Origin of the sequence: Capillimicrobium parvum, from assembly GCF_021172045.1 — a bacterium.
GTDB lineage: Bacteria > Actinomycetota > Thermoleophilia > Solirubrobacterales > Solirubrobacteraceae > Capillimicrobium > Capillimicrobium parvum.
The window spans coordinates 3808605-3833955 of sequence record NZ_CP087164.1 but is presented as its reverse complement, the minus strand read 5'-3'; the positions used below and the strand labels follow the sequence as shown (position 1 = coordinate 3833955).

Sequence of the window (25351 nt, the reverse complement as noted above, 5' to 3'; positions counted from 1 at the left end):
GCGCCGCTGCTCGTGCTGCCGGGTGAGATCGCTAGTCGCGCGCCGCGGATGCCGACCGCGGCGCGCAGCCGCTCTCAGCCGCGGCGAACCGCGGAGATGTCCGTCGGGTTGATGAGATCGGGCGCGGTCCAGCCGCTGCGGTCGTAGTCGGCCATGCAGCGGTCGACGAGGCCGCGCCACTGCTCGATCGAGCCGTCGTGCTTGGCGATCTCCATCATGCCGAGGTGGTTGAGCTCCGGGGGCCCGAAGTAGTTGAGCTCGTAGAGCTCGTGGCGGCCGCCGAACTCGCTGCCGATCGCGTCCCAGAAGAGCTTCATCGTCTTCGAGCGCTCCTCGGCGGTGATGCCGCCGGTGCCGCGCATGAAGCGGTCCATGTGGCGGCGCATCTCCGGCTGGTCGAAGTCGACCGCGCTGGAGTTCAGGTAGATGAGGCCCGAGGAGACCGTCGACTGGATGATCTCCTTGACGCGCCGGTACATCACCGGCGCCATCGCCGCGTACGCGGTGCCATAGGACTCGTTGGGCAGCAGTGCGTCGCCGCCGTGCTGCGGCTGCGGGCTCTCGATCATTCCGTCGACCATCGCCGCGACCGCGTTGCGGCAGACGATGATCTCGCCGAACGCAGCCTGCAGCTGCCGGCTGTCGCCGCCGCCCTTGATGTCGAGCGCCTTGGCCATCAGGCCCGACAGGAACTCGAGCTTGACGGTCATGCGCGTCGCCGCCTGCAGCAGCGCGCGCCCGATCCAGCCGGACTCGGCGTCGTACGAGTTCGACTTGTCGACGTCGTAGACGAGGACGTTCTCCCACGGGATCTGCGCGCGGTCGAAGACGATGATCGAGTCGTTCTCGTCGAGGCGGCTGGAGAGCGGGTAGTCGAACGGGCTCGCCGCGCGGCCGGCGGCCAGCTCGTAGGACGCGCGCGAGAGGAACTTCACGCCGGGCGCGTTCGTCGGCGCCAGGAAGACGAGCGCGTACGCCTTCTTGCGCAGCGGAACGCCGAAGTGCGAGATGAACACCTGGTGCGTGAGCGGCGAGCCCGTCGCGACGACCTTGGCGCCGCTGACGATCAGGCCGTTGTCGGTCTCGTCCTCGACGTGCACGTAGACGTCCGCGATGTCGTCGGGCGGCAGGTCGCGGTCGACCGGCGGGGGGACGATCGCGTGTCCCAGGTACAGGACCTTCTCCTGGCCCTCGCGGTACCAGCGGCGCGCGTTGCCCGCGTACTCGCCATACCACTCCGGGTCGCCGCCCAGCGCGCCCAGCATCGCCGCCTTGTAGTCGGGGCTCCGGCCCATCCAGCCGAACGTCAGCTCCGCCCACACGCGCACCGCGTCGCGCGACGCGCGCAGGTCGTCCTTCGTGCGCGCCGCCTTGAACAGCGGGTGGGTGAAGCCGCCGTTGCCGGTGTCGGTGGGGGCGGTCAGGCGGTCGCGGTGCTGCGGGTCGTGCATTGCGTCGTAGAGGCGTGCGATCGACCGGGCGGAGTTGCGAAACGCGGGATGCGTGGTGACGTCGTCGACGCGCTCGCCGTAGATCCAGATCTCGCGGCCGTCGCGCAGGCTCTCGAGGTACTCGTCGCCGGTGAAGGGCAGATGGCGCTCGGTGGTGGCGGCGGCGGCTTCGTGCAACTCGGTCATCGATCCTCTCCGTGAGTAGTCCTATGGACACCCGTCCATAGCGTTGGTACCGTACCACGAACACCGCAGACCGAAAAACGAACTATATGGAGGGGTGGGACGGATGACACGGACGGGACATCTGCTGGCGATCGGGGCGGCGCTGGCGATCGCCGCCGTCGGCGTCGGCTGCGGATCGAGCGACGACGGCGGCTCGACCGGCAGCACCGGCGGCGTGGCGACCGGCGCCGCGACGACGGGCGGCGGCGGCAAGGCGGCGAAGGTCGCCTACATCAGCTACTCCGACAACGACTTCATCCAGGCCGAGCTCGGCGGAGTCAAGAAGGCCGCGGAGTCAGGCGGCGGCAGCGCGACGATCTTCAACGCCGGGTTCGACCCGCAGAAGCAGATCAAGCAGTGCCAGGACGCGGTCCAGAGCGGACGCTACAACGTGATCGTCCTGGCTCCGGTGGATCCCGCGACGGGGATTCCCTGTGTGGCGGCGGCCAAGGCCGCGAACATCCCCGTCGTCAACATCGAAGGCGTCGTGGGCAAGGACCCGAACGACATCAAGCCGCAGGTCGAGGGCGTGGTCGGCTCGGTGCTGATCGGGCCGGTCGGAAACGCCGAGGCGATGACGGAGATCACCAAGCAGGCGTGCGAGGGCCTGGACCCGTGCAAGGTCATCGTGGAGGTCGCGACACCGAGCGACTACTTCACCAACCAGGTCCCGAAGATGGTGCAGGAGAAGCTGCCGAACGTCGACATCGTCCAGAAGCTCGCCGGCATGTACGACCCGAGCGTCATCGCCAAGGCGTTCCCGGATGCGCTGAGCGCCCACCCCGACGCGAACGTCTTCCTCTCCGCGTCGGACTCGCAGGCGCTGGCCGTCATGCCCGCGCTCAAGCAGGCGGGCAAGCTGGGCAAGGTCAAGCTGATCGGTAACGGAGGCAGCCGGCTCGGCGCGAAGGCCGTCGCCGACGGCACGCTATTCGGCACCGCCGGCAACTACCCCGCCCAGATGGGCGAGACGGCCGGCAAGATGGCCGACGAGGCGGTCAACGGCGAGACGATCGATCCGAGCTCGGTCGACGCGCTGAAGCTCGACACGCCGCTCTACATCACCAAGGAGAGCGTGAAGGACTTCACGCCCGAGTGGGGCGCCGAGCGCTCCGAGTAGGCGAGAAGCGGCCCGGTTGACCGCCGTCCCCTCGCGGCGGTCAACCGGCCAGCGCGCGCCGGAAGAGCGGCTCGACTCGCGCCGCCTCGAGTGGCTCGCCGAGCACGACGGCGTGGACGAGCAGCCCCTCGAACACCTGGGAGACGGTGTCCGCGGTGATGTCGTCGGCCGTGAAGCGGCGGACGAGCGCACGGCCGTCGTCCACCCAGCGGCGCGCGGCCTCGCGCAGGTTCGGGCGCCGACGCGCCGCCAGGAACAGCTCGTAGTCGAGCATCAGCTGCTCGCGCTGGCGCACCGTGAGCTCCTCGACCAGCCCCGCCATCGCGGCGGCGAGGTCGCGCTCAGGCTCGAGGCGCTCGAGGATCTCGGTCAACACGTCGCGGTTCAGCGCCTCGGCGAGCTCCACCGCGCTGCGCAGCAGCTCGTCCATGTCGCCGAAGTGGTAGCTCGTGGAGCCGAGCGGCACGTCGGCCTCCTTCGCCACGGCGCGGTGCGTCAGGCCGTCGATGCCGTCGCGTGCTATGACCCGGATCGCGGCGGCGGCGATGCGCTCGCGGCGGGCGGGGTCGTAGCGGCGGCGGCGCGGGCCGGCGGTCTGCTCCATCGCCCGGAGACGGTAGCCCGGTCTCACGCGGACGGCGGTCCGCCGACCGGTGGTCGAATATCGTTGTACCGTGTTCGATTCCGGTAGCATCCTGCAACTGCCGCGCGGCGCGGCGGTCGGAGAGAGGGGAAAGGACCTGGCGATGAGCGGCGACGCGGCGGATCGGACACACGTCGAGCTGCGCGGCGTATCGAAGAACTACGGCGGCGTGCAGGCGGTTCGTGATGTGAGCCTGTCGATCGCCCGCGGGTCGGTGCATGCGATCGTGGGCGAGAACGGCGCGGGCAAGTCGACGGTGAGCAAGATGATCGCCGGGGTGATCACGCCGAGCGCGGGCGAGCTGCTGGTCAACGGCGAGCCGGTGCACTTCCATTCGCCGCGCCAGGCGCTGGCGGCGGGGATCGCGATGATCGATCAGGAGCTGGCGATGGTGCCGGCTCGGTCGGTGATGGACAACGTGTTCCTGGGGGTGGAGTCGCGGCGCGGCGGGGTGCTGAACCTGCGCGCGCAGCGGGCGCGCTTCAAGGAGCTCATCGACCGCACCGGGTTCGGGCTGCCGCGTGACGTGCCGGTCGGGGCGCTGCGGGTCGCCGAGCAGCAGAAGGTCGAGATCCTGCGGGCGATCGCGCGCGACGCGGACCTGATCATCATGGACGAGCCGACGGCGCCGTTGACGCAGGTCGAGGCCGAGCAGCTCTACGAGATCATCTGGGGGCTGCGCGACGGCGGGACGACGATCCTGTACATCTCGCACTTCCTGCAGGAGGTGCTGCAGGTCTCCGACACGGTGACCGTCATGCGCGACGGGCTGCACGTGAGCACGAAGCCGTCGGCGCAGGAGACCGAGGCGTCGCTGGTACGAGGGATGCTGGGGCGGTCGCTGGAGCTGAACTTCCCGGAGCGCAAGCTGTGCGATCAATCGGCGGAGCCGGTGCTGGAGGTGCGTGATCTGTGCGCGCCGGGCCGGTTCGAGGACGTGAGCTTCACGCTGCGGCCGGGGGAGATCGTGGGGATGGCCGGGTTGATCGGCAGCGGCCGGTCCGAGGTGCTGCGGGCGGTGTTCGGCGCCGACCGGGTCTCGTCGGGCGAAGTCCTGCTCGACGGCAAGCGTGTTCGCTCGCGGTCGCCGCGCAGGTCGATCGCCAACGGGCTCGTGCTGCTGCCCGAGAGTCGCAAGGACGACGGGCTCGTGATGGTGCGCTCGGTGGCCGACAACACGGTGATCTCGCATCTGGACGACGTCAGCTCGGGCGGGCTCATGCGCCGCGACCGCGAGAAGGCCGCGGTCGCGAAGCTGATGGCCGATCTCGACGTACGCACCAGCGGGGCCGATGCGCCGATCTGGAGCCTGTCGGGCGGCAACCAGCAGAAGGTGCTCTTCGCCAAGTGCCTGATGGGCAACCCGCGCGTGATGCTCATCGACGAGCCGACCCGCGGCGTCGACGTCGGCGCCAAGCGCGCGCTCTACGACCTCATCGTGTCGCTCGCGGCCGAGGGCATGGCCCTGCTGGTCGTCTCGAGCGAGCTCGAGGAGGTGCTCGGCCTGGCCCACCGCGTGCTCGTCATGCGCCGCGGCCGCCTCGTCGCGGAGTTGCCCCACGACGAGGCCGATGAGGAGACCGTCCTGGCCGCCGCCTTCGGCACCGAGGTCGCCGCGTGAACGCCTCGGCTTTGCGCCGTCCGAGGTCCGCTGATAATGTTCCGAACAAGTCAGTCCGAATAACGAACTACATGGGACACCAGGGATGACCGACGCCACCTCGGCGACGCCTGCCACGCCGGACGCGGCGACCGCCGCCCGGCGCCACCCGGCGCTGCAGCTCTCCAACCTGCGCGACTACGGCATCGTCGTCTTCCTCGTCGCGCTGATCATCGCCCTCTGGATCAGCACGGACACGTTCATGACGGTCAACAACCTGAAGAACGTGTTGGACGGCGCCGTCGCCACCGGGCTGATCGCGGTGGCCGGCACGATCGTCATCATCGCCGGCGGCTTCGACCTGTCGGCCGGGGCGATCTTCGCGGTGTCCGCCATCATCGGCGTGAAGACCAGCAACGACGCGAGCCCGCTCGTTGGCATCGTCGTGGGCGTCCTCGTCGGCTGCGGCCTGGGTCTCGTCAACGGACTGCTCTGCACGGTGGGGCGCATCAACGACTTCGTCGCGACGCTCGGCACGATGATCGCCTACGGCGGCATGGCGGTGGCGATCAGCGGCTCGGGACTGGTGCTCGTCAACGACCCGTCGTTCGCCAACGTTGCGAACACCGACGTGCTCGGGTTCCACCTCTCGAGCTGGATCCTCGTCGCCGTCGCGCTCGGTTGCGGCTTCCTGTTGAACTGGACCGTCTTCGGCCGCGCCGTCTTCGGCCTGGGCGGCAACCCCGCGGCGGCGCGCCTCTCGGGCCTGCCCGTGGCGCGGATCAAGACGCTCACCTACGTGCTGTCGGGCGGCGTCGCCGCGGCGGCCGGCCTCATCGTCGCCGCGCGCAGCCTGTCGGTCAGCGCCACGACCGGGGCGAACATCATCTTCGACGCGCTCGCCGCGATCCTCATCGGCGGCAACAGCGTCTTCGGCGGCGAAGGCGCCATCTGGCGCACGATGGTCGGGGTGGCCATCCTCGCCGTCATCTCCAACGGCTTCAACCTGCTCGGCGTCGACCCGCTGTACCAGCAGATCGTCAGCGGCACGATCATCCTCGTCGCCGTGGGCGCCGACGCCTGGACGCGCCGCCGAGCCTGATCCACCAAGTGGCTCGTTACGGGACGGGCCTTTGGACGGGCGGCCCTGACGCTCGCCTGCACACCAGAACCATCGAGGGGGAACGACCATGAGGTACCCACGCGCGCTCGGGCTCGCGGCGGTGATCGCCGCGGCGGCGCTCGCCGCCGGCTGCGGCTCGGACGACGGCAGCTCGACGACCTCGACGCCGTCCACCGGCTCGACCGCGGCGAGCACGGGCTCGTCCGGGGGCGAGCCGGTGAACGTCGCCTACCTGACGTACGCGCTGACCGACTACGTCGAGGCCGAGAAGCAGGGCGTCAAGAGCGTGGTCGGCCCCGGCGGCGGCAGCGTGACGGTGTTCAACGCGAACTTCGATCCGCAGAAGCTCACGCAGCAGTGCCAGGACGCCGTGAGCAGCGGGCGCTACAACGCGATCCTGCTCGCCACGGTCACGCCGCCGACGGGCGTGCCGTGCGTGACGGCCGCGAAGGCGGAGGGCATCCCGGTGGCGACGATCGAGACGCAGACGGGCAAGTCCACAGAGGACATCAACCCGCAGGTCGACGGCGTCGTGGGCGTGGTGACGATCCCGGTGTCGGCGAACGCGAAGGCCGTCGCGGGGATCACGACCCAGGCGTGCAAGGGCCTGGATCCGTGCAAGATCATCGCGGAGGTCGCGACGCCGAACGATCCGCTGACCAACGCCGCGATCGACGCGGTCAAGAAGGACGTGCCCAACGCGGACGTCGTGCAGACGATCTCGGGGCAGTACGACCCGAGCGTGATCGCGAAGGCGTTCCCGGACGCGCTGAGCGCCCATCCGGACGCGCAGGTCTTCGTGTCGGCGGCGGACTCGCAGGCGCTGGCGGTCGTCCCGGCGCTCAAGCAGGCGGGCAAGCTCGGCAAGATCAAGCTGGTGGGCAACGGCGGCAGCCGCCTCGGCGCCAAGGCGATCGCGGACGGGACGCTGTTCGGCACGATCGGCAACTGGCCCGAGCAGCAGGGCGAGATCGCGGGCAAGATGCTGACCCAGGCGGTCAACGGCGAGACCGTGGATCCGAAGGGCGTCAACGGCCTGGAGATCGACCAGCCGCTGCTGCTGACGAAGGACAACGTGGACCAGTTCAAGGCCGAGTGGGGCGCGGAGCGTCCCAGCAGTTGAGCCTCAGCCGCATCTTGCAGTGACCGATGCCCGGGCAAGGCTGCCCGGGCATCGATCGTTCTGACGGTTCGCGGTTGCGCTGCATGAGGGCCGCCGATATCGTCTAGCGGACAAGTATGTCCGATATTCGTACTCCGTCCGGTGGTCGGCCGGACCGGGAGGCGAGGAGGGGAGAGGCCATGAGGAGTTCAAGGGTGCTCGCGCTCGGCGCGATGCTGGGGGCCGTCGCGCTGACGGCCGCCGGGTGCGGCTCGAGCGGCGGCGACTCGTCGACGTCGGCGGCGACCGGGAGCGGCACGGCCGCGAGCACGGGAGCCTCGACCACCGTCTCGTCCGGCGGCAAGCCGGCGAAGGTGGCGTACGTGACGTACGCCATGAACGACTACGTGTCGGTCGAGGTCGACGGCGTCAAGAAGGCCGTCGAGCCGGACGGCGGCAGCGTGACGGTGTTCAACGCGAACTTCGACCCGCAGAAGATGACGCAGCAGTGCCAGGACGCGATCTCCAGCGGTCGCTACAACGGCATCGTGATCGCGCCGGTCACCGCCCCCACCGGCGTGCCGTGTGTGAAGGCCGCCCAAGCGGCCGGGATCCCGGTCGTGACCATCGAGATCCAGGTCGGCACGTCGACCGAGCGGATGGACCCGCAGGTCGAGGGCGTCGTCGGCGTCGTCGGCTTCCCGACCTCGCAGAACGCGAAGAAGATCGCGGGGCTCACGGCCGAAGCCTGCAAGGGGCAGGACCCCTGCAAGATCATCGGCGAGGTGGCCACGCCCGACGACCCGGTCACCAACCAGGTCATCGATACCGTGAAGAAGGACGTCCCCGGCGCCGACGTCGTTCAGACGGTAGTCGGCCAGTACGACCCGAGCATGATCGCCAAGGCCTTCCCCGATGCGCTGAGCGCGCATCCGGACGCGCAGGTGTTCGTGTCGGCGGCCGACTCGCAGGCGCTCGCGGTGGTGCCGGCGCTCAAGCAGGCGGGCAAGCTCGGCCGGGTCAAGCTGATCGGCAGCGGCGGCAGCCGCCTGGGCGCGAAGGCGATCGCCGACGGGACGATGTTCGGAACCGTCGCCAACTGGCCGCTGCAGCACGGCGAGGCGGCCGGCCGGATGGTGGTCCAGGCGGTCAACGGCGAGAAGGTCGACCCTCAGTCCGTCAACGCCCTCGAGATCGACACGCCGTCGTTGGTCACGAAGGCGACGGTGTCGCAGTTCAAGCCGGAGTGGGGCGCCGAGCGCCCCGGTTGATCGACTGACCCGCTCCTATTCTCCCGGCGCTCGGGCTCATGCTCGGGCGCCGGGCCGCGGCCGCGATACAAGCCGCCGCTGCGGCGGGCCCGTCGCGGCGGCTTCCGGCGTCTCACGGCCTGCACAGCACCGCCTCGAAGATCCCGACCGAACCGGCCTGCATGTCCTTGACGCTGTTCTCGGCCATGGCGAGCGTCTGCTCGCCGACGAGCGGGAAGATGTCGAGGCCCTCGATCGTCTCCTCCTGCCACTGGACCAGGCCCGCCAGGTCCTCGACCGTGGCGTCCGGCGGCGTCCTGCCCGCCTTCTCGAGCACGGCGGCGACCCGATCCCGCAGGTCCGGCGGTGCGAAATGCGCCGCCATCTTCTCCACAACGTCAGACATCCCGACCTCCCTCGCGTTGCGTGCGAGGGACGCTACCGAAATCCGCATATCGACATTAGGCGTCCGTATGATGGGCACATGACGACGGCGCCCCTTACGGCCGCCCGGACGACGCGCGAGGTCCCGCGCGCCGAGATGGTCGGCAGCCTGCTCAAGCCCCCGCGGCTGATGGAGCTCTTCCGCGAGGTCTACGACGGCATCAGCGCCCAGGAGACGCTCGTGCCGCCGGAGCGCGACGAGCGCCTGCACGCGCTGCGCGCGGCGGCGGCGGAGGCGACGCGGGAGGCGGTCGCTCGCCAGCTCGAGATCGGCCTCGACGTGGTCGGCGACGGCGAGATGCGCCGCGGCTACTTCCTGAACTCGCTCTACGACGGCGTCAAGGGGCTCGAGTCGCTTCCCGCCGACGACGATCCGATCTTCGCGATGGAGCCGTTCGTCGCAGACCGCATCACGAAGACGGGCAACCCGCTGGCCGACGAGCTGGAGTACCTGCGCACGCTCACCGACCATCCGGTGAAGGCCTCGATCCCGGCGCCGTCGATCTACCACATGGAGGGCCACGCACGGTCCGAAGACGTCTATCCCGACGCGTATGCCTTCATCGCCGACGTCGTGGCCGTCGAGCGCGAGATGGTCCGCGAGACGGTCGCCGCCGGCGCGGACTACGTCCAGTTCGACTATCCGATCTACACGACGCTCGTGGACCCGAACGCCGGGCAGATGGTCTCCAGCGAATCGGACAAGGCGTTCGCCCACGCACTGCGCTCGGACGCCGCGGTGCTCGACGGCCTCCCCGACGACGTGACGACGGCCATCCACATGTGCCGCGGCAACTTCAAGTCGGAGTCGATCGTCACCGGCGCGCTGGACCCGGTGGCCGAGCGCGTGTTCAACGAGCTGCCGCACGACCGCTTCCTCATGGAGTGGAACGATGAGGCGCACACCGGCGGGTTCGACGCGATCCGCTTCGTGCCGAAGGGCAAGGTCGTCGTCATGGGGCTCGTCTCGACGCAGTCGTCGCGCCTCGAGACCGCCGACGAGCTGCTGCGCAAGCTGGACGAGGCGCAGCGCTTCCTGCCCGTCGAGCAGCTGGCGATCTCGCCGCAGTGCGGATTCTCGTCGTTCTTCGAGGGCAACGAGAACGCCCGCGAGGTCATGTGGCGCAAGCTCGAGCTCGTCGTCGAGGTGGCCGACCGGGTGTGGCCGCGGTGAGCGCCTCCCGGACGGTTCCCCGCGCCGAGACGGTCGGCAGCCTCCTGCGGCCGCCGGCGCTGCGCGCGATGTTCCCGCAGGTCTACGCGGGGCACAAGACGCCGTCGCCGCGGCTGCTCGACGCGGCCGGCCTGGAGCGCCTGGCCGAGCTCGAGCGCCGGGCCGATACGGCGGTGGCCGACGTGGTGCGCCGGCAGATCGACATCGGGCTCGACGTCATCACCGACGGCGAGATGCGCCGCGCGTCGTTCACCCACTCGCTGGTCGACGCGCTCGGCGGCTTCGAGGACTCAGACGTGGAGTTCGCGTTCACCAACGAGCAGGGCGAGGAGATGGTCCCTCCGAGCGGGCCGCTCGTCGGCGCGCAGCGCGTCAGCAAGGTCGCCAACCCCGCGCTCGACGAGGCGCGCTTCGTGCGCACGCTCACCGACCACCCGCTGAAGGTCACGTTCCCGGCGCCGTCGTACTGGTACTGCGAGCCGGTCGACCTCGCCAAGGGCGCGTACTCCAGCCAGCGCGAGTTCGTCGAGGAGGTCGTCGCGATCCAGCGCGAGCTGCTCGCCGAGGTCGTCGCGGCCGGCGTGCGCCACGTGCAGATGGACTGGCCCGCGTACGTCATGGCGATCGACCCGAAGTGGCGCGACCACCTGCCCGGCACCGAGGGCCTCGCGCTCGGGGAGCTCATGGACGAGCTCATCGCCGTCGACAACGCGGTCATCGCCGACCTGCCCGCCGACGTGACCACCGCGCTGCACGTCTGCCGCGGCAACTACCGGTCCATGTGGATGACGGAGGGCTCGCTGGAGCCGATCGCCGAGCAGCTCTTCGGCGACCTGCGCTACGACCGGCTGCTCGTCGAGTGGGACGACACCGCGCGCGAGGGCGACTTCGACACGCTGCGCCACGTCCCCGCCGGCGGGCCGATCGTGGTGATGGGCGTGGTGAGCTCGAAGTCGACGACGGTCGAGTCGGCCGACGACGTCCAGCGCCGCCTCGAGGAGGCGGCGCGCTACGTGCCCGTCGAGCAGCTGGCGATCTCTCCGCAGTGCGGGTTCGCGTCGACGTGGGAGGGCAACGAGCTCGCCGAGGAGAGCCAATGGCGCAAGCTCGAGGTCGTCGTGGAGGTCGCCGACCGCGTGTGGGGGCGTGGTTAGGTCGTGTGCGCGCTGCTGCGGATGCGGGCGGACCACGACCCGGCGACCGTCCGACTCACGATCGTCTGCGACGACGGCCGGGTCTGCGATGAGGCGGTCGCGCTCGGCTCGCCGGCACCCCCGGCCGGTTAGTGCGGGGCGGCCGCCCCGACCGCCGAGAGATGGGCGACCGCCTCCTCGACGGTGACCAGGTCCGCGTACTTCGTGCCGAGGTCGAACAGCGACGCGAGATGGGGGAGACGTTCGCGGTCCGCGACGGCGTCCTGCACGACGGCGACGCGAAAGCCGTGCTGCAGGGCATCGACCGCCGTCGCGCGAACGCACCCGCTGGTGGCCGCGCCGGTGACCAGCACGGTGTCGACCCCCTGGCTGACGAGCCGGCTGACGAGATCCGTGCCGAAGAAGCCCGACGCGTAGCGCTTGACGACGACGTGGTCGCTGGGGATCTGGCCGAGGCCCTCGTCGAACTCGACCCACTCGCTGCCGTGCACCAGCCCGGCGTGGGTGACCTTCCGCTCCCAGCTTCCGGCTTCGCGGAACTCGGCGTCGTAGCCGGACCCGACGAGGACCACGGGTGCTCCCGCGCGGCGCGCAGCGTCCAGGACGGTCCGCGACGGGGCGACGACGTCCCCGAACGCGTGCAGGCCCATCGGCGCGGAGGGGTCGGTGAACCCGCGCACGAGATCGACCGACAGGACCGCCGGACGCCCGCCCAACCCGGCTCGCTTGACCATGCCCTGCTGCTGGTAGACCTGCCACAGGCGCTCGAACTCGGCCTCGGCGTCGAGCAGGTGCTGGCTCACGGTTGGGTCTCCTTCATGAACGTCGGGGGTGGGCACGGACGGCTCGCGCCGGCCGGGACACGCCCTCGGGCGGTCACGTGCGCGCTCGATGCATCACGGCACCGTACGGGGACCCCCAGGACCTGTCAGTGATCCGGATCGGTGACCCAGGTCACACCGTCGAGGCTGTGACTTCGGTCACCGATCGCGATCACGGACAAGGATCACTGACACGTCGTCAGGGCGCACCTAAGGTCGCCCCATGACGACAGGACGAACGCGAGCCGCTGCCCGGGAGCGGTGCGACGCCGGCCGGACGAGAGGAGGTCTCGCATGATCAGGTGGGCCGAGTTCTCGGACATGTGCCAGCGCGAGCTCGAGCTCTGCAAGGTCGCGGCGGGCGAGACGGTGGTGGTCCTCTCACAGGCCGAGGATCGCCTCGACTACGCCGACGCGTTCGTCGCCGCGGCGCGGCGCCTCGGCGCGACCGCGTACAACATCCGGCTCGGCGACACGTCGTCGGCGCTCAGCGGCAGCGGCGTGTGGACCGTCGGGATCAACCCGCTCACGGGCAACGACTCGGCGATGCGCGCCCTCAAGGACGCGGATCTCGTCATCGACCTGATCTTCCTGCTCTGGTCCAAGGAGCAGCTCGAGATCCTCAAGGCCGGCGCACGGATGCTCATGTGCATCGAGCCGATCACGTCGCTCACGAGCATGTTCCCGACGGAGGACCAGCGCCGGCGGGTCGAGCTCAGCGAGCGCATGCTCGAGAAGGCCAGGACGCTGCGGATGACGAACGCGGCGGGATCCGACGTGACCTACCGCCTCGATCAGTACCCGGTCATGGGCGTCTACGGCTACACGGACGTGCCCGGGCGGTGGGACCACTGGCCCGCCGGGTTCGTCCTGACCGGTGGCAACGACGACGGCGTCGACGGCCGGGTCGTCGTCGATCGCGGCGACATCATCGTCGCGCCGTTCGGGCGCTACGTGCAGGAGCCGATCGAGTTCGAGATCCGCGCCGGGCGCGTCGTCGACCTCCAGGGCGGTCTCGACGCCGACCTCCTGCGCGACTACATCGTCGGCTTCCAGGACGACCGTGGCTACGCGGTCTCGCACATCGGCTGGGGCTGCAACGAGAACGCCCGGTGGTGCCACAAGGCCAACAGCGTCTCCGGCTACGGCCAGGAGGCGCGCGCCTTCTACGGCAACGTCATGTTCGCGTTGGGCCCGAACCAGGAGCTCGGCGGTACGAACGACACGCCGGTGCACATCGACATCCCGATGCGCAACTGCACGATCCACCTCGACGACGTGCCGGTGCTCGTCGACGGCGAGTTCGTCGTGCCCGAGCTGAAGGTCGAGGGCGCCCGCGCCGGGCGGGGCCCGGAGCCGGCGGTGGACCGATGACCGCGACGTTCGACGTCCCCTCCCGGCCGCCGTTCGGTGCCGAGCAGGCAACGCACTTCGTGCTCGCCAACGGGATCTGGCAGCACGTCATCGAGTACGGCGACGGCGACGCCGGCATCGACGTCGTGCTGATCCCGGGCATGACGGCGGCAGCGGCCACCTGGGACTTCGTGGGCCGCGCCCTGCCCGACGGCGTCCGCGCGTTCGTCGTCGACGTGCGCGGCCGCGGCCTGACCGATCATCCGGCGTCCGGGTTCTCGCTGGACGACTACGCCGCGGACCTCGTGGGCGTCGTCGAGCGGCTGCGACTGCAGGCGCCGATCCTCGTCGGCCACTCGATGGGGGCCCGCATCGCGGCGGCGTTCGACCTCGCGGCTCCGGGCGCCGCCGGCGGGCTCGTCCTCGTCGATCCGCCCCTGAGCGGACCCGGTCGTGCGCCGTACCCCCACCCCCTCGGCATGTACAAGGGCTTCTTCGAGATCGCCCAAGCCCCCGAGCCCTCGATCGCGGAGTTCCGCCGGCTCGAGCCGAACCTCGTCAGCGACGACGCGGTGATCGACCGCATCCGGTGGCTGCGCAGCTGCGACCTCGGCGCCATCGAGGCGACGCACCGCGGCTTCCACGACGAGGACTTCCACGAGATCTACGCGCAGATCACGGCGCCGGCGGTGCTCGTCCGCGGCGCCGAGAGCGCCGTCGTCACCGAGGAGGACGCGCGGGAGCTGGGCGCGCTGCGGCCCGACATCCCGGTGGTCGACGTGGCCGGCGCGGGGCACCTCGTCCCGCACGCCAACCTCGAGGGCTTCCTGGACGCCCTGCGGCAGTTCACCTCCGAGCGCTTCGCGAGCGTCGACGGAGCCGAGGGCTAGGAGCCGATGCAGCCGACGACCGCACACGACGCCTACGCCCGGCCGTTCCAGGGCCAGGTCGGCATCGTCACCGGAGCCGCCCGCGGGATCGGGCGGGCGGTCGCGCGGCGCCTCGCCGCCGACGGCATGCGGGTGGTGGTGTGGGACCTCGACGGCGACGGCGCCGAGCAGGCGGCGGCCGAGCTGCGCAGCGCCGGCGCGGACGCGCAGGCGTTCGCGCTGGACGTCACCGACGAGGCGGCGGTGACGGCGGCCGCGCAGGCGGTGCGCGGTGAGCTCGGCCGCATCGACGCGCTCGTCAACAACGCCGGGATCTATCCCCACGTGCCGTTCGTCGATCTGACCCTCGAGGACTGGCGCCGGATCATGCGCGTCAACACCGAGAGCGCGTTCCTGTGCTCCAAGGCGGTGTTCCCGGCGATGCGCGACCAGCGCTACGGCCGGATCGTCAACTTCGCCTCGGCGGTCTTCCTCAACGGCGTGGGCGGCCCCGCGTACGTCGCGTCGAAGGCGGCGGCGATCGGCCTCACCCGGAGCTCCGCCCGCGAGCTCGCGGAGCACGGCATCACGGTCAACGCCGTGGCGCCCGGCCTCATCGACACGGAGGGTCTGCGTGACCTGGGACCCCGGGCGGACGAGCTCTTCGGCTTCGTGGTGCCCAGCCAGCTCATCCGGCGCCGGGGCCGGCCGGAGGACATCGCGGAGTGCGTCGCGTTCCTCGTCGCCCCGGCCAACGGGTTCATGACGGGCCAACTCGTGAACGTCGACGGCGGCGACAGCTTCCACTGACCGCGATGCCGGGCGAGCGATCGACACCGACCAGGAGACGAGACCCACGATGACCGATACGACCTCCCCACAGGTGCGGCCGGAGCTCGATGGGTTCGATCCGTTCTCCCAGGACTTCAGCCGGGACCCGGACCCGATGCTGGGCCGGGCGCACAGGGACTCGCCCGTGTTCTGGTACGAGCCGCTGGGCTGTTGGTTCGTGACCCGCTACGACGACGTCGAGTGGGTCTTCACCGACTCCAAGACGTTCTCGTCGCGTGCGCTGCGCGCGGTACCCGTGCCCGCGGCGCTGCGCGACCGCCTGCCCGAGCGCCCGCTGAACGTCAACTACATCAACATCGACCCGCCGCAGCACACTCGCGATCGCAAGGCGTCCCAGCGCGGGTTCACGCGGCCCATCGTCGCCGCGCTCGAGCCGAAGATCCGGGAGTTCGCCACCGAGCTCATCGACGCGTTCGCGGACCGCGGCCACTGCGACTTCATGCAGGAGTTCGCCTACCCGCTGTCGCTGCGGGTGATCGTGCAGGTCCTCGGCCTGCCGCCGTCGGACATGCCGCGCCTGCGCCAATGGACCGAGGACATGTTCAGCCTGATGTCGGCCGGCGCGGCGGACGAGCCGGACGCCCCGACGCGGCCGATGAGCGAGGCGGAGGCGACGGAGCGCTACACGCGGCTCGCCGATGCGTGGGACTACTTCGGCGAGGTCGTCGCCGACCGCCGGGCCGCGCCGCGCGAGGACTTCCTCACCGTCCTGTCCAACAGCCGCACGCCCGAGGGCGAGTGGACCATGGACGACGACACCATCAAGACCCATCTGATCGAGCTGGTCGCGGCCGGCAACGACACGACCGCGAACCTCATGGGCAACCTCGTCCAGTTCCTCGACCACGATCCCGACCAGCTCGAGGAGGTCAAGCGCGACGGGTCGCTGTGGGAGGGGGTCGTCGAGGAGGGGCTGCGGCGGCGCTCCACCGGACCGCACCTCCTGCGGATCACGACGCGCGACGTGGAGCTGAGCGGCGTCAAGATCCCGAGGGGGTCGATCATCGTCGTCAACACGACCGGGGCGAACACGGATCCCGCGAAGTTCGACGACCCGCTGCGGTTCGACGTCCACCGGCCCAACGCCACCGATCACCTCGCGTTCGGCAAGGGCCGCCACTTCTGCCTCGGCGCGCCGCTCGCCCGCCTCGAGGCCCAGGTCGCGATGCGCGAGGTCTACGGCCATCTTCCCGGCCTGACGGTCCCCGACCAGCGCCTCGAGTACGTCCCGACCATGACCGTCCAGACGCTCAAGAGCCTGAGGATCGAATGGTCCCGCTGACGCAGGAGGTCTCCCATGCCGTTCGTCCACGTGCGCTACGCGGCGAAGTCCGACGACGCCACGGAGGAGGCGCTGATCCGCGACATCACGGCGGCGGTGCTCACGCACCTGCCCGTGCCCGTCGAGTCCGTCTCGGTGGTGCTGGAGCCGGTGCCGTCGAGCCGCTGGGGGGTCGGCGGCACGCCGCTCAGCTCCCACGGCGTCTGACGGTGCCCGCGCCGCCGTGCGAGCGGGCCCGGAGGGACCGGTCATGAGCTGGAGCGCGACCACGGAGTACGAGGCGATGCTGGCGGAGCTGCGCGAGCGCGGGATGGGCGCGGAGATGGGCTTCGGCCGGCGCCCGGCGATCATCGTCGTGGACATGCAGCGCGGTTTCGTCGATCCGCGCTTCCCGCTCGGCGCCGATGCGGAACCGCAGATCGCCGCCGTCCGAGAGCTTCTCGCGGTCGCCCGCCGGCGGGCGCTGCCCGTCATCTTCGCGACGGTGCGCTACGACGCCGGGCTGGCGGACACCGGCGTGTGGCGCCACAAGATCCCCGCCAATCTCCAGCTCGTCGAGGGATCGGAGCAGGTCGAGCTCGACCCCCGCCTGGAGCGCCGGCCGGACGAGCTGCTCATCATCAAGAAGCACGCGTCACCGTTCTTCGGGACGACCCTTGCGGCCGAGCTGACCGGGCGGGGGGTCGACACGCTGCTCATCGCCGGATTCACGACGAGCGGCTGCGTGCGCGCGTGCGCGGTCGACGCGAGCGCGCACGGCTTCCGCCCCATCGTCGTTCGCGAGGCGGTGGGGGACCGTCGCGAGCTGCCCCACCTCGCCAGCCTCTACGACATCCAGGTCAAGTACGGCGACGTCGTCTCGCTCGAGCGGGCGCTCGCGTACCTGGAGGCGGTGGAGGCTCCCGGTGCGCCGGCGACCATCGCGCCACTTCGATCGCAGGGGGAGTCGTGAGCCCGACCGCGGACGCAGCGAAGGTGGCGGCGCCGAGCGCGCCGCAGGATGGGCGCTGGCGCCGGTCGGTGCGCCTGCAGGAGCTGGGCCCGCTGCTGGGCCTCGTGGCGATCGTCCTCGTGATCGGGGTGACGCACTCGCGGTTCTTCTCCGACACCGTGATCATGTCGAACGTCCGCACGGCGTCGGTCGTCGCCATCATCGCGTTCGGGATCGTGTTCCTGCTGGCGATGACGGAGATCGACCTCTCGGTCGGCGGGATCTACGGGGTCTGCTTCTACCTCGCCGCGAAGCTGATGGGCGACAGCTCCGTCGACCCGTACCTCGCCGCGGTGATCGCTCTCGCGGCGGGGGTGGCCATGGGGGCGTTCAACGGGGTCGCGGCCAACGCGTTCAGGGTCCCGGTCATCATCGTCACGCTGGGGACGTTCTCCCTCTACCGGGGCCTCGTCAGCGTCATCTCGGGCGGGGAGGCAACGCCCACGCTCCCGGTCGACTCGTCGTTCTTCACGACGTTCGGCGGGGACTGGCTGGGGATCCCGGTGATCGGGTGGTTCGCGGTCGTCATCGGCGCCGTGCTGACCTTCGTCATGCAGAAGACCCGGTTCGGCGTCATGGTCCGCGCGGTCGGCTCCAATCGCGAGGCCGCGCGGTTCTCCGGCATCCCGTCCGGGCGGGTGCGCCTCTACGCGCTGATGCTGACCGGGCTGCTCGCGGCTCTGTCCGGCGTGCTGAGCCTGGCGTACTTCGAGGCGGGCGATCCGTCGATCGGCCGCGGACTGGAGCTCAACGTCATCGCCGCGGCCATCATCGGCGGCACGTCGCTGAGCGGCGGCACGGGATCGGTCCCGGGGGCTCTGATCGGCGCGCTCATCGTGGCCGCGATCACCAGCGGGCTCGTCTTCTTCAAGGTCGACCCGCTCTGGGGCGACGTCGTCACCGGCATCGTGATCCTCGTGGCGGTGGGGATCGCCGGCCTGCTGCGCCGCCAGGCGGCGCGCACCTGACGGACGTAGGGATCCGCCGCGTCCAGACCATGGGTCGGCCGGTGGGTTCGCACAACAACCAACAGAGGTAACGAGGTGAGGAGCATGGGGAGCATCGCGGTCCGCCGGATCGCCGGACCACTGGCCGCTGCGCTGACGGCGGGCGTCCTGATCGCCGGGTGCGGGAGCTCGGGCGGCGACTCGACCGCCACATCCGGGACGTCGGCGGCGAGCACGTCGGCGGCGGGCACGTCGGCGGCGACGACCGAGGCGGCGAAGAAGGACGTCAATCTGGCCATGGTGATGAGCTTCCAGATCCCGTACTTCATCGCGGCACAGCACGGCGCCGAGAAGGCGGTCGCGGATGACGGGGCGATCAAGCTGGCGCTGCAGGCCGCCGAGGCGCCCACCGGCGTCAAGGAGGTCCAGATGGCGGAGAACCTGCTCGTCGACGGACCCCAGGGGTTCGCGGTGAACCCGTGCGTCCTGCCCGCGTGGAGCAAGGTGCTCAAGCGGATGGAGACGGAGGTTCCCGACAACAACGTGATCGCGTTCTCGTGCAAGCAGGCCGCCGCGCCCGGCCAGACGTCGCCGGTCAGGACGTTCGTGGGGGCCAGCGACGCCAAGAGCGGCGAGGAAGCGATCACTCTGGCGATCGACAAGGCGAAGCTCGACGCGAGCACGAAGGGCACGGCGCTGGTGTCCGAGTGCGCGAAGGGCACGCCGATCCTCGACGAGCGCGTCGCCGGCGCGGAGAAGGTCCTGAAGCAGCGCCTGCCGAACGTGAAGATCGTCAACTTCACGACCGATCCGGCCGACGCGTCGAAGAACCTGTCGACGTGGTCGTCGGTCGTGCAGGACAACCCGGACGCGGTGATCGCCTTCGGCCCGTGCGACTCCGACACCGGGAGCATCGTGACCCTGAAGAACAAGGGCTCGGCCGGTGACGTCGCCGTGGCCCTGCTCGACCCGACCGAGGCCGGGCTGCAGGCCATCAAGAGCGGCAAGGTCACGGGCGGTGTGAGCACGGCGCCGTGGATCGCCGGCTTCGTCACGATCGACCTCCTGGCCAAGGCCGCACGGGGCGAGGGAGCCGCGCCCGAAGGCTGGATCGACACGGGGACCTATCCGGTCACCGAGCAGAACATCGACGAGTACCTGCAGGCGGCCGGTTCGCCCGACGCGCAGTCGGCGCTGTTCCAGCCGATGGCGGAGAAGATCCTCGGCGACCTCCAGGGCAACACCCATCCGCTGGACGACTCCTTCCCGAACTGATGGGGAGCTGACGCCGCTGTGTACTCGGCCAGGGACATAACGAAGCGATACGGCGGCGTGCAGGCCCTCGCCGGGGCGACCTTCGAGGTCGACCCCGGCGAGGTCCATGCCCTCCTCGGCGCCAACGGGGCCGGCAAGTCGACCCTGGTGAAGATCCTGGCGGGGGGCGAGCGGCCGACGTCGGGCACGCTCCGGCTCGATGGCGCGCCGACGGCCTTCAAGAGCGTCGAGGACGCGGCGCGCCGAGGCGTGGCGCTCGTGTCGCAGGAGCTCAACCTGTTCCCCGCGCTCGACGGACTGCACAACCTCTTCCTCATGCGCGAGCCCGTCAGCGGGCACGTCGCGATCAGCCGGCGCGGCATGCGCGAGCGTGCACAGCGCGTCGTCCGCCAGCTCGGCCTTGCGTTCGACCTCGAGCGGCCCGTCGGTGAGCTTGCCCTCGGCGAGCAGCAGCTCGTCGAGATCGCCCGCGCGCTGCTCGGCGACCCGCGGATCCTGATCCTCGACGAGCCGACCTCCGCGCTCAGTGCGGACGAGACGGCGCGCCTGCTCGGGGTCATCCGGAGCCTGCGCGAGCACGGGGTGGGCATCGTCTTCGTCTCGCACTTCCTCGAGGACGTCTTCGAGGTCGCCGATGCCGTGACGATCCTGCGCGGGGGCCGCGTGGTCGTCGCACGCCGGCCCGTCGGCGAGCTCACCGTCGCGGCGGCCGTGGACGGCATGCTCGGCGAGGCGGCGGCCGCGGTCCGGTCCGGCGCCTCCCCACCCCAGGTCGAGCGGACGATCGACCGGCGCGATGAGGCGGCGCTGCGCCTGGCCGACGTCTCCATCCGGCGCAAGGTCCGCGGCGTGACGCTGGACGCGCATCCGGGCGAGATCGTGGGCCTGGCCGGGCTCGAGGGCTCGGGTGTGCAGGCGATCCTGCGCATGCTCTTCGGGGTGGAGCGTCCCATGGGAGGGCGGGTGGTCCTGCCGGGCGGAGGGCCGTGCCCGCGCGGCATCGCGGAGGCCATCCGCGCCGGCGTCGCCTTCGTGCCCGCCGATCGCAAGCAGACCGGCCTGCACCTCGAGAAGCCGATCGCCGAGAACATCTCGCTCGTGAGCAGCTGCGCGCTGCGCCGCGATGGGCTCGTCATACGGAACGGGCCGATGGCGCAGCGCGCCGAGACGTGGCGCGACCGGCTCCGCGTCGCCATGGCCTCCCCGTGGGCGCCCGTCGGCGCGCTCTCCGGCGGCAACCAGCAGAAGGTCCTGTTCGCCAAATGGCTGGAGACCGGGCCGTCGCTCATGCTGCTCGACGATCCGACCCGCGGCGTCGACGTCGGGGCCAAGGCCGAGATGCAGGGCGTGATCCGCTCGATCGCGGAGGGCGGGACGGTCGTGCTGTACACGTCGAGCGACCTGCAGGAGATGGCGGCGCTCTGCGACCGCGTCCTGGTCTTCTACCAGGGCGACGTCATGGGCGAGCTCGGGCGCGACGAGCTGTCCGAGCATGGGCTTCTGCAAGCAGTCACGACTGGGGAGCTGGTGTGAGGGAGCTGGATGGGCAGGTGGCGATCGTGACCGGGGCCGCCCGGGGGCTGGGGCGCGCCATCGCGGTGGCGCTCGGCAAGGCGGGCGCGGTGGTCTACGGCGCGGATCTGAGCGATTGCGCGGAGTCGGCGGCGGCGGTCGAGGCGGCCGGTGGGACGTTCGCATCCCGTTCGGTGGACGCGACCGACCAGCTCGCGGCCGCCCGCGTGGTCGACGACATCATCGGCGAGCGGGGCCGAGTGGACGTCCTGGTCAACAACGCCGGGCGATGGATCGACCTGGCGCGCCGGCCGTTCTGGGAGATCCCGGTGGACGAGTACGACGCGGTGATGGCCGTCAACGCGCGCTCGGTGTTCGTGATGTCGCGGGCGGTGTCGGAGCCGATGCGCCGGGCGAGGTCCGGCCGGATCGTGAACTTCACGTCGGCGACGGTGAGCTTCGGCATGCCGGATCTCATCCACTACGTGGCGGCCAAGGCGGCGATCGTCGGGTTGACGCGGTCGATGGCCCGGGAGCTGGGGCCGTTCGGGGTGGCGTGCAACGCCGTCTCCCCGGGCCTGGTGCCGACCGACGCGGGGCGCGCGGTGATGCCGGCCGAGTGGTACGACGAGGTCATCGGCACCCAGTTGCTCGAGGGGGCGATCACGCCGGAGGACATCGCGGCGTGCGTGCGGTTCCTGGCCGGTCCGGGGGCGCGGATGATCACGGGGGAGATCGTCAACGTCAGCGCCGGGTCCACGATGGGCGCGACATGACCGGCGGCGTTCGTAGGCCAGAGAGGAGCAGGACCGTGTCAGCTGACATCAGCGCGTTCCCGACGCTGGACGGGTTCGATCCGCTGAGCCCGGAGTTCCTCGCGGATCCGTACCCGATGCTTGCGCGGGCGCGGCGCGAAGCGCCGGTGTTCTTCTACGAGCCCATGAGCCTGTGGGTGATCACCCGTCACGAGGATCTCGTGACCGCGGTCAACGACTTCGAGACGTTCTCGTCGCGGGCGACCGGCGTGGTGCCGCCGCCGGCCGATCTGGCGCACCGTGTGCCGCGCAACCTCATGGAGCACGCGTTCATCGCGATCGACCCGCCGAAGCACACGGTCGTGCGCAAGAACGCCAACAAGGCGTTCACGCGCGGACGGATCGCCGCGCTCGAGGCGGACATCGAGGAGATCGCGCACGGACTGCTCGACGGCGTCGTCGGTCGCGGCGCCTGCGACCTGATGCGGGACTACTGCTATCCGCTGTCGCTGGAGGTGATCATCCGGCTGCTGGGCATGCCGCCGCAGGACGCGCCGCGGTTCCGCCAGTGGACCGAGGACATGTTCAGCCTCATGGGCCCGGTCGATGCCGACGATCCGGACGCGACGACGGCGAAGCCCATGGCCGAGGAGGAGCGGCGGCGCCGGTGGACGCACATGGCTGAGGCCTACGAGTACTACACGAAGTTCGTGGAGGATCGCATCGCCGAACCGCGCGACGACCTCACCTCCGCGCTGGTCCAGGTCACCGACGACGAGGGGCGCCCGGCGATCAGCCCCGAGCGCATCAGCACCCACATCATGGAGCTCGTCGCCGCCGGCAACGACACGACGGCGAACCTGATGGGGTTCATGGTGCGGTTCTTCGACGCCCACCCCGAGCAGTTCGCCGCCGTCAGGCGCGACCCCACGCTGATGGCCAACGCGGTCGAGGAGGGCCTGCGGATGCGGGGTACGTCGCCCGGCCTGTTCCGGATCACCACCCGCGACGTGCAGATCGCCGGCACCGTCATCCCGAAGGGTTCGCTGGTGTGGCTGGTCTACATCTCGGGGGGCCGCGACGAGGCGCTGTTCGAGGAGCCCGATCGCTTCGACATCGCGCGGCCCGACGCCGACAAGCACCTGTCGTTCGGGCGCGGCCGGCACATGTGCATGGGCGCGCCCCTGGCCCGATTGGAGGCGCGGGTCGGGCTCAACGTGCTGTTCGAGCGCATCCCGGACATCCGCGTCGTCCCCGACCAGGAGTTCGTCTACGACGCGGTGATGACGGTGGTGGCAATGAAGTCGCTGCTGGTCGAGTGGGACCCACGAGCAAGCAAGGAGATTCGATGATCCGTTGGGCTGACTTTGCCGCGCTGTGCAAGCGCGAGCTCGAGCTGTGCGCCGCGACGGAGGGCGAGACGGTGGTGGTGCTCTCGCAGGGCGACGACCGCCTCGACTACGCCGACGCGTTCCTGACGGCCGCTCGCGATCTGGGTGCCTACGCGTACAACCTGCGCCTCAGCGAGATCGGCACGACCCTGGGCTCGAGCGGGATCACGTCGGTGGGGGTCAACCCGTTGGCTCGGAACCCGGCGGCGCTGCGGGCGCTCCAGGAGGCCGATCTCGTCATCGACCTCGTGTTCCTGCTGTGGTCGAAGGAGCAGATCGCCATCCAGGCCAGCGGCACCCGGATGCTGATGGTCATCGAGCCGGTCGACCTGCTCGCGCGGATGTTCCCCACCAGGGAGCAGAAGGAGCGGGTCCAGATCAGCGCTGAGCTGCTGGCGAAGGCCAAGACGCTGCGGCTGACCAACCCGGCGGGCAGCGACGTCACGTACCAGCTCGGGGCCTACCCGGTCATCCCCGAGTGGGGGTTCGCCGAGACGCGTGGGCGCTGGGACTCCTGGCCCGGCGGGTTCGCGTTCACCGGGGGCGCCGACGACGGCGTCGACGGCCGGCTCGTCGTCGATCGCGGCGACATCCTCGTCGCCCCGTTCAACACGTACGTCTCCGAGCCGATCGAGCTCACCATCGAGCACGGCGTCGTCACGGACATCCGGGGCGGCCACGACGCCGAGCTCCTGCAGGACTACCTCGACGAGTTCGACGACCCGCGCGGCTACGCCTGCTCGCACATCGGCTGGGGCGTCAACGAGAACGCCCGCTGGTCGCACCGCGCCAGCCGCACCGAGGGCTTCGGTCAGGAGGCGCGCGCGTTCTACGGCAACGTCATGTTCGCGCTCGGCCCCAACCAGGAGCTCGGCGGCAGCAACGACACGCCCGCCCACATCGACATCCCCATGCGCGGCTGCTCGGTCTACCTCGACGACGAGCCCGTCATCGTCGACGGCCGGTTCACGATTCCCGAGCTGCAGGTGTCCACGGTGCGCGCCACCCGTTCGGTGCGCTCGCGATGACCGGCCGGCGCCCGTTCAGCCTGGCCTGCTGGGACTACGACCGCACCCGCGCGCTCGCCGACGGCACCGTCGTGCCCGAGGGCATCGACCTGACCTACCTGCCGATGGCGCCGGAGGAGACGTTCTTCCGCATGATGCGCCACCGCGAGTTCGACGCCGCCGAGATGTCGCTGTCCTCCTACGTGCTGTCGCTCGAGGCCGACGAGCCGCCGTTCGTGGCGATCCCGGTCTTCCCGTCGCGGATGTTCCGCCACTCCGGCATCTACGTCAACGCGCGCAGTGGGATCCGCCACCCCGGCGAGCTGGCCGGCGGTCGGGTCGGCGTCGCCGAGTACCAGCTCACCGCCAACGTCTGGATCCGCGGCATCCTCGCCGAGCACCACGGCCTCCCCGTCGAGAGCGTCACCTACGTCACCGGAGGACTCGAACAGCCCGGGCGCATCGAGAAGATGGCGATCGACCTGCCCGGCGACATTCGCGTCGAGCGCGCTCCCGAGGGCCGCTCGCTCTCGGCGCTGCTCGACGCCGGCGAGATCGACGCGATCTACAGCCCGAGGGCCCCGAGCGTGCTGGGCAACGGCCGGATCGTGCGGCTGTTCGCGGACTGGCCGGCCGTCGAGCGCGAGTACTTCCGCCAGACCGCGATCTTCCCGATCATGCACGTGGTCGTCATCCGGCGCGAGCTGTACGAGCGGTCCGCGTGGGTCGCGCAGAGCCTGTTGAAGGCCTTCGACGCGGCGCTCGCCAAGACCCGCGAGAACCTGCACGAGGTCACGGCGTTGAAGTACGCGCTGCCGTGGCTCGTCGCGCACGCCGAGGAGACCGAGGAGCTCATGGGCCCCGACCCCTGGGCGTACGGCCTGCGACCCAACCGCGAGACCCTGGCGACGTTCCTTCGCTATTCCGCCGAGCAGGGCCTCGCGCAGACAAGGCGCGACCCCGAGGAGCTCTTCGTCGCCGCCACCCTCGAGAGCTTCTCCGTCTGAGGC

At 70.6% G+C, this 25351-nt stretch carries 24 protein-coding genes; 20 read left to right on the top strand and 4 right to left on the bottom strand.

Annotated features, from left to right (window positions below; genetic code table 11):
* Window positions 1-74: 74 nt before the first annotated feature.
* Window positions 75-1637 carry a 4-hydroxyphenylacetate 3-hydroxylase N-terminal domain-containing protein gene (locus tag DSM104329_RS18680; protein ID WP_259311361.1) on the bottom strand — a complete coding sequence of 521 codons (1563 nt, stop codon included), beginning with the start codon at window positions 1635-1637 and terminating at the stop codon, window positions 75-77.
* Window positions 1638-1740: 103 nt separating this feature from the next.
* On the opposite strand from DSM104329_RS18680, the gene DSM104329_RS18675 reads away from it, so the two are divergent.
* On the top strand, window positions 1741-2796 hold the full coding sequence (locus DSM104329_RS18675; protein ID WP_259311360.1) for a sugar ABC transporter substrate-binding protein: 1056 nt from the start codon (window positions 1741-1743) through the stop codon (window positions 2794-2796).
* A 40-nt stretch (window positions 2797-2836) separates the two neighbouring features.
* Here the strand turns inward: DSM104329_RS18675 and DSM104329_RS18670 are convergent, their stop codons facing one another.
* The gene (locus DSM104329_RS18670; protein ID WP_259311359.1) at window positions 2837-3400 is read right to left on the bottom strand and encodes a TetR/AcrR family transcriptional regulator; all 564 of its coding nucleotides are present in this window, start codon (window positions 3398-3400) and stop codon (window positions 2837-2839) included.
* Window positions 3401-3542: 142 nt separating this feature from the next.
* Between DSM104329_RS18670 and DSM104329_RS18665 the strand changes: the two genes are divergently transcribed.
* The 4 genes from DSM104329_RS18665 to DSM104329_RS18650 all read left to right on the top strand — a co-directional run bounded on the left by DSM104329_RS18665 (window position 3543) and on the right by DSM104329_RS18650 (window position 8535).
* Window positions 3543-5060, top strand: coding sequence for a sugar ABC transporter ATP-binding protein (locus tag DSM104329_RS18665; protein WP_259311358.1), 1518 nt, complete (start codon window positions 3543-3545; stop codon window positions 5058-5060).
* An 85-nt stretch (window positions 5061-5145) separates the two neighbouring features.
* Entirely contained in the window at window positions 5146-6141 is a 996-nt protein-coding gene (locus tag DSM104329_RS18660) for an ABC transporter permease (RefSeq protein WP_259311357.1), read from the top strand.
* Window positions 6142-6229: 88 nt separating this feature from the next.
* Window positions 6230-7285 (top strand): sugar ABC transporter substrate-binding protein, encoded by a 1056-nt coding sequence (locus DSM104329_RS18655; RefSeq protein ID WP_259311356.1) that lies wholly within the window; start codon window positions 6230-6232, stop codon window positions 7283-7285.
* A 116-nt stretch (window positions 7286-7401) separates the two neighbouring features.
* Complete coding sequence (locus DSM104329_RS18650) at window positions 7402-8535, top strand: sugar ABC transporter substrate-binding protein (protein WP_259311355.1); 1134 nt, start codon at window positions 7402-7404, stop codon at window positions 8533-8535.
* Between the two features lie 112 nt (window positions 8536-8647).
* Here the strand turns inward: DSM104329_RS18650 and DSM104329_RS18645 are convergent, their stop codons facing one another.
* A complete protein-coding gene (locus DSM104329_RS18645) occupies window positions 8648-8920 on the bottom strand; it encodes a hypothetical protein (RefSeq protein ID WP_259311354.1) in 273 nt (90 codons plus the stop codon).
* Between the two features lie 78 nt (window positions 8921-8998).
* Between DSM104329_RS18645 and DSM104329_RS18640 the strand changes: the two genes are divergently transcribed.
* The gene (locus tag DSM104329_RS18640) at window positions 8999-10132 is read left to right on the top strand and encodes a uroporphyrinogen decarboxylase/cobalamine-independent methonine synthase family protein (protein WP_259311353.1); all 1134 of its coding nucleotides are present in this window, start codon (window positions 8999-9001) and stop codon (window positions 10130-10132) included.
* The gene (locus DSM104329_RS18635) at window positions 10129-11286 is read left to right on the top strand and encodes a cobalamin-independent methionine synthase II family protein (RefSeq protein ID WP_259311352.1); all 1158 of its coding nucleotides are present in this window, start codon (window positions 10129-10131) and stop codon (window positions 11284-11286) included. Before DSM104329_RS18640 ends, DSM104329_RS18635 begins: the two co-directional genes overlap by 4 nt.
* Before the next feature lie 128 nt (window positions 11287-11414).
* Here DSM104329_RS18635 and DSM104329_RS18630 read toward each other — a convergent pair whose 3' ends face one another.
* On the bottom strand, window positions 11415-12089 hold the full coding sequence (locus tag DSM104329_RS18630; RefSeq protein WP_259311351.1) for an isochorismatase family protein: 675 nt from the start codon (window positions 12087-12089) through the stop codon (window positions 11415-11417).
* Between the two features lie 312 nt (window positions 12090-12401).
* On the opposite strand from DSM104329_RS18630, the gene DSM104329_RS18625 reads away from it, so the two are divergent.
* The 13 genes from DSM104329_RS18625 (at window position 12402) to DSM104329_RS18565 (ending at window position 25348) form a co-directional block, all read left to right on the top strand.
* Window positions 12402-13481 carry a M29 family metallopeptidase gene (locus tag DSM104329_RS18625; protein ID WP_259311350.1) on the top strand — a complete coding sequence of 360 codons (1080 nt, stop codon included), beginning with the start codon at window positions 12402-12404 and terminating at the stop codon, window positions 13479-13481.
* Window positions 13478-14350 carry an alpha/beta fold hydrolase gene (locus DSM104329_RS18620; RefSeq protein ID WP_259311349.1) on the top strand — a complete coding sequence of 291 codons (873 nt, stop codon included), beginning with the start codon at window positions 13478-13480 and terminating at the stop codon, window positions 14348-14350. The genes DSM104329_RS18625 and DSM104329_RS18620 overlap by 4 nt, the downstream gene beginning before the upstream one ends.
* 6 nt (window positions 14351-14356) lie before the next feature.
* Window positions 14357-15139 (top strand): SDR family NAD(P)-dependent oxidoreductase, encoded by a 783-nt coding sequence (locus DSM104329_RS18615; protein ID WP_259311348.1) that lies wholly within the window; start codon window positions 14357-14359, stop codon window positions 15137-15139.
* A gap of 49 nt (window positions 15140-15188) precedes the next feature.
* Window positions 15189-16463 carry a cytochrome P450 gene (locus DSM104329_RS18610; RefSeq protein ID WP_259311347.1) on the top strand — a complete coding sequence of 425 codons (1275 nt, stop codon included), beginning with the start codon at window positions 15189-15191 and terminating at the stop codon, window positions 16461-16463.
* A gap of 15 nt (window positions 16464-16478) precedes the next feature.
* Complete coding sequence (locus DSM104329_RS18605) at window positions 16479-16670, top strand: tautomerase family protein (protein ID WP_259311346.1); 192 nt, start codon at window positions 16479-16481, stop codon at window positions 16668-16670.
* 43 nt (window positions 16671-16713) lie between these two features.
* Window positions 16714-17415 carry an isochorismatase family protein gene (locus tag DSM104329_RS18600; RefSeq protein WP_259311345.1) on the top strand — a complete coding sequence of 234 codons (702 nt, stop codon included), beginning with the start codon at window positions 16714-16716 and terminating at the stop codon, window positions 17413-17415.
* Window positions 17412-18422, top strand: a complete 1011-nt coding sequence (locus DSM104329_RS18595) for an ABC transporter permease (RefSeq protein ID WP_259311344.1) — start codon at window positions 17412-17414, stop codon at window positions 18420-18422. The genes DSM104329_RS18600 and DSM104329_RS18595 overlap by 4 nt, the downstream gene beginning before the upstream one ends.
* Window positions 18423-18506: 84 nt before the next feature.
* Window positions 18507-19676 (top strand): sugar ABC transporter substrate-binding protein, encoded by a 1170-nt coding sequence (locus DSM104329_RS18590; RefSeq protein WP_259311343.1) that lies wholly within the window; start codon window positions 18507-18509, stop codon window positions 19674-19676.
* A 57-nt stretch (window positions 19677-19733) separates the two neighbouring features.
* Window positions 19734-21209, top strand: a complete 1476-nt coding sequence (locus DSM104329_RS18585; RefSeq protein ID WP_259311342.1) for a sugar ABC transporter ATP-binding protein — start codon at window positions 19734-19736, stop codon at window positions 21207-21209.
* Complete coding sequence (locus DSM104329_RS18580) at window positions 21206-21964, top strand: SDR family NAD(P)-dependent oxidoreductase (protein ID WP_259311341.1); 759 nt, start codon at window positions 21206-21208, stop codon at window positions 21962-21964. Before DSM104329_RS18585 ends, DSM104329_RS18580 begins: the two co-directional genes overlap by 4 nt.
* A 35-nt stretch (window positions 21965-21999) precedes the next feature.
* Entirely contained in the window at window positions 22000-23295 is a 1296-nt protein-coding gene (locus tag DSM104329_RS18575; protein WP_259311340.1) for a cytochrome P450, read from the top strand.
* Window positions 23292-24362: a M29 family metallopeptidase gene (locus DSM104329_RS18570; RefSeq protein WP_259311339.1), complete on the top strand. Its 1071-nt coding sequence runs from the start codon at window positions 23292-23294 to the stop codon at window positions 24360-24362. Before DSM104329_RS18575 ends, DSM104329_RS18570 begins: the two co-directional genes overlap by 4 nt.
* The gene (locus DSM104329_RS18565) at window positions 24359-25348 is read left to right on the top strand and encodes a substrate-binding domain-containing protein (protein ID WP_259311338.1); all 990 of its coding nucleotides are present in this window, start codon (window positions 24359-24361) and stop codon (window positions 25346-25348) included. Before DSM104329_RS18570 ends, DSM104329_RS18565 begins: the two co-directional genes overlap by 4 nt.
* Window positions 25349-25351 lie beyond the last annotated feature (3 nt).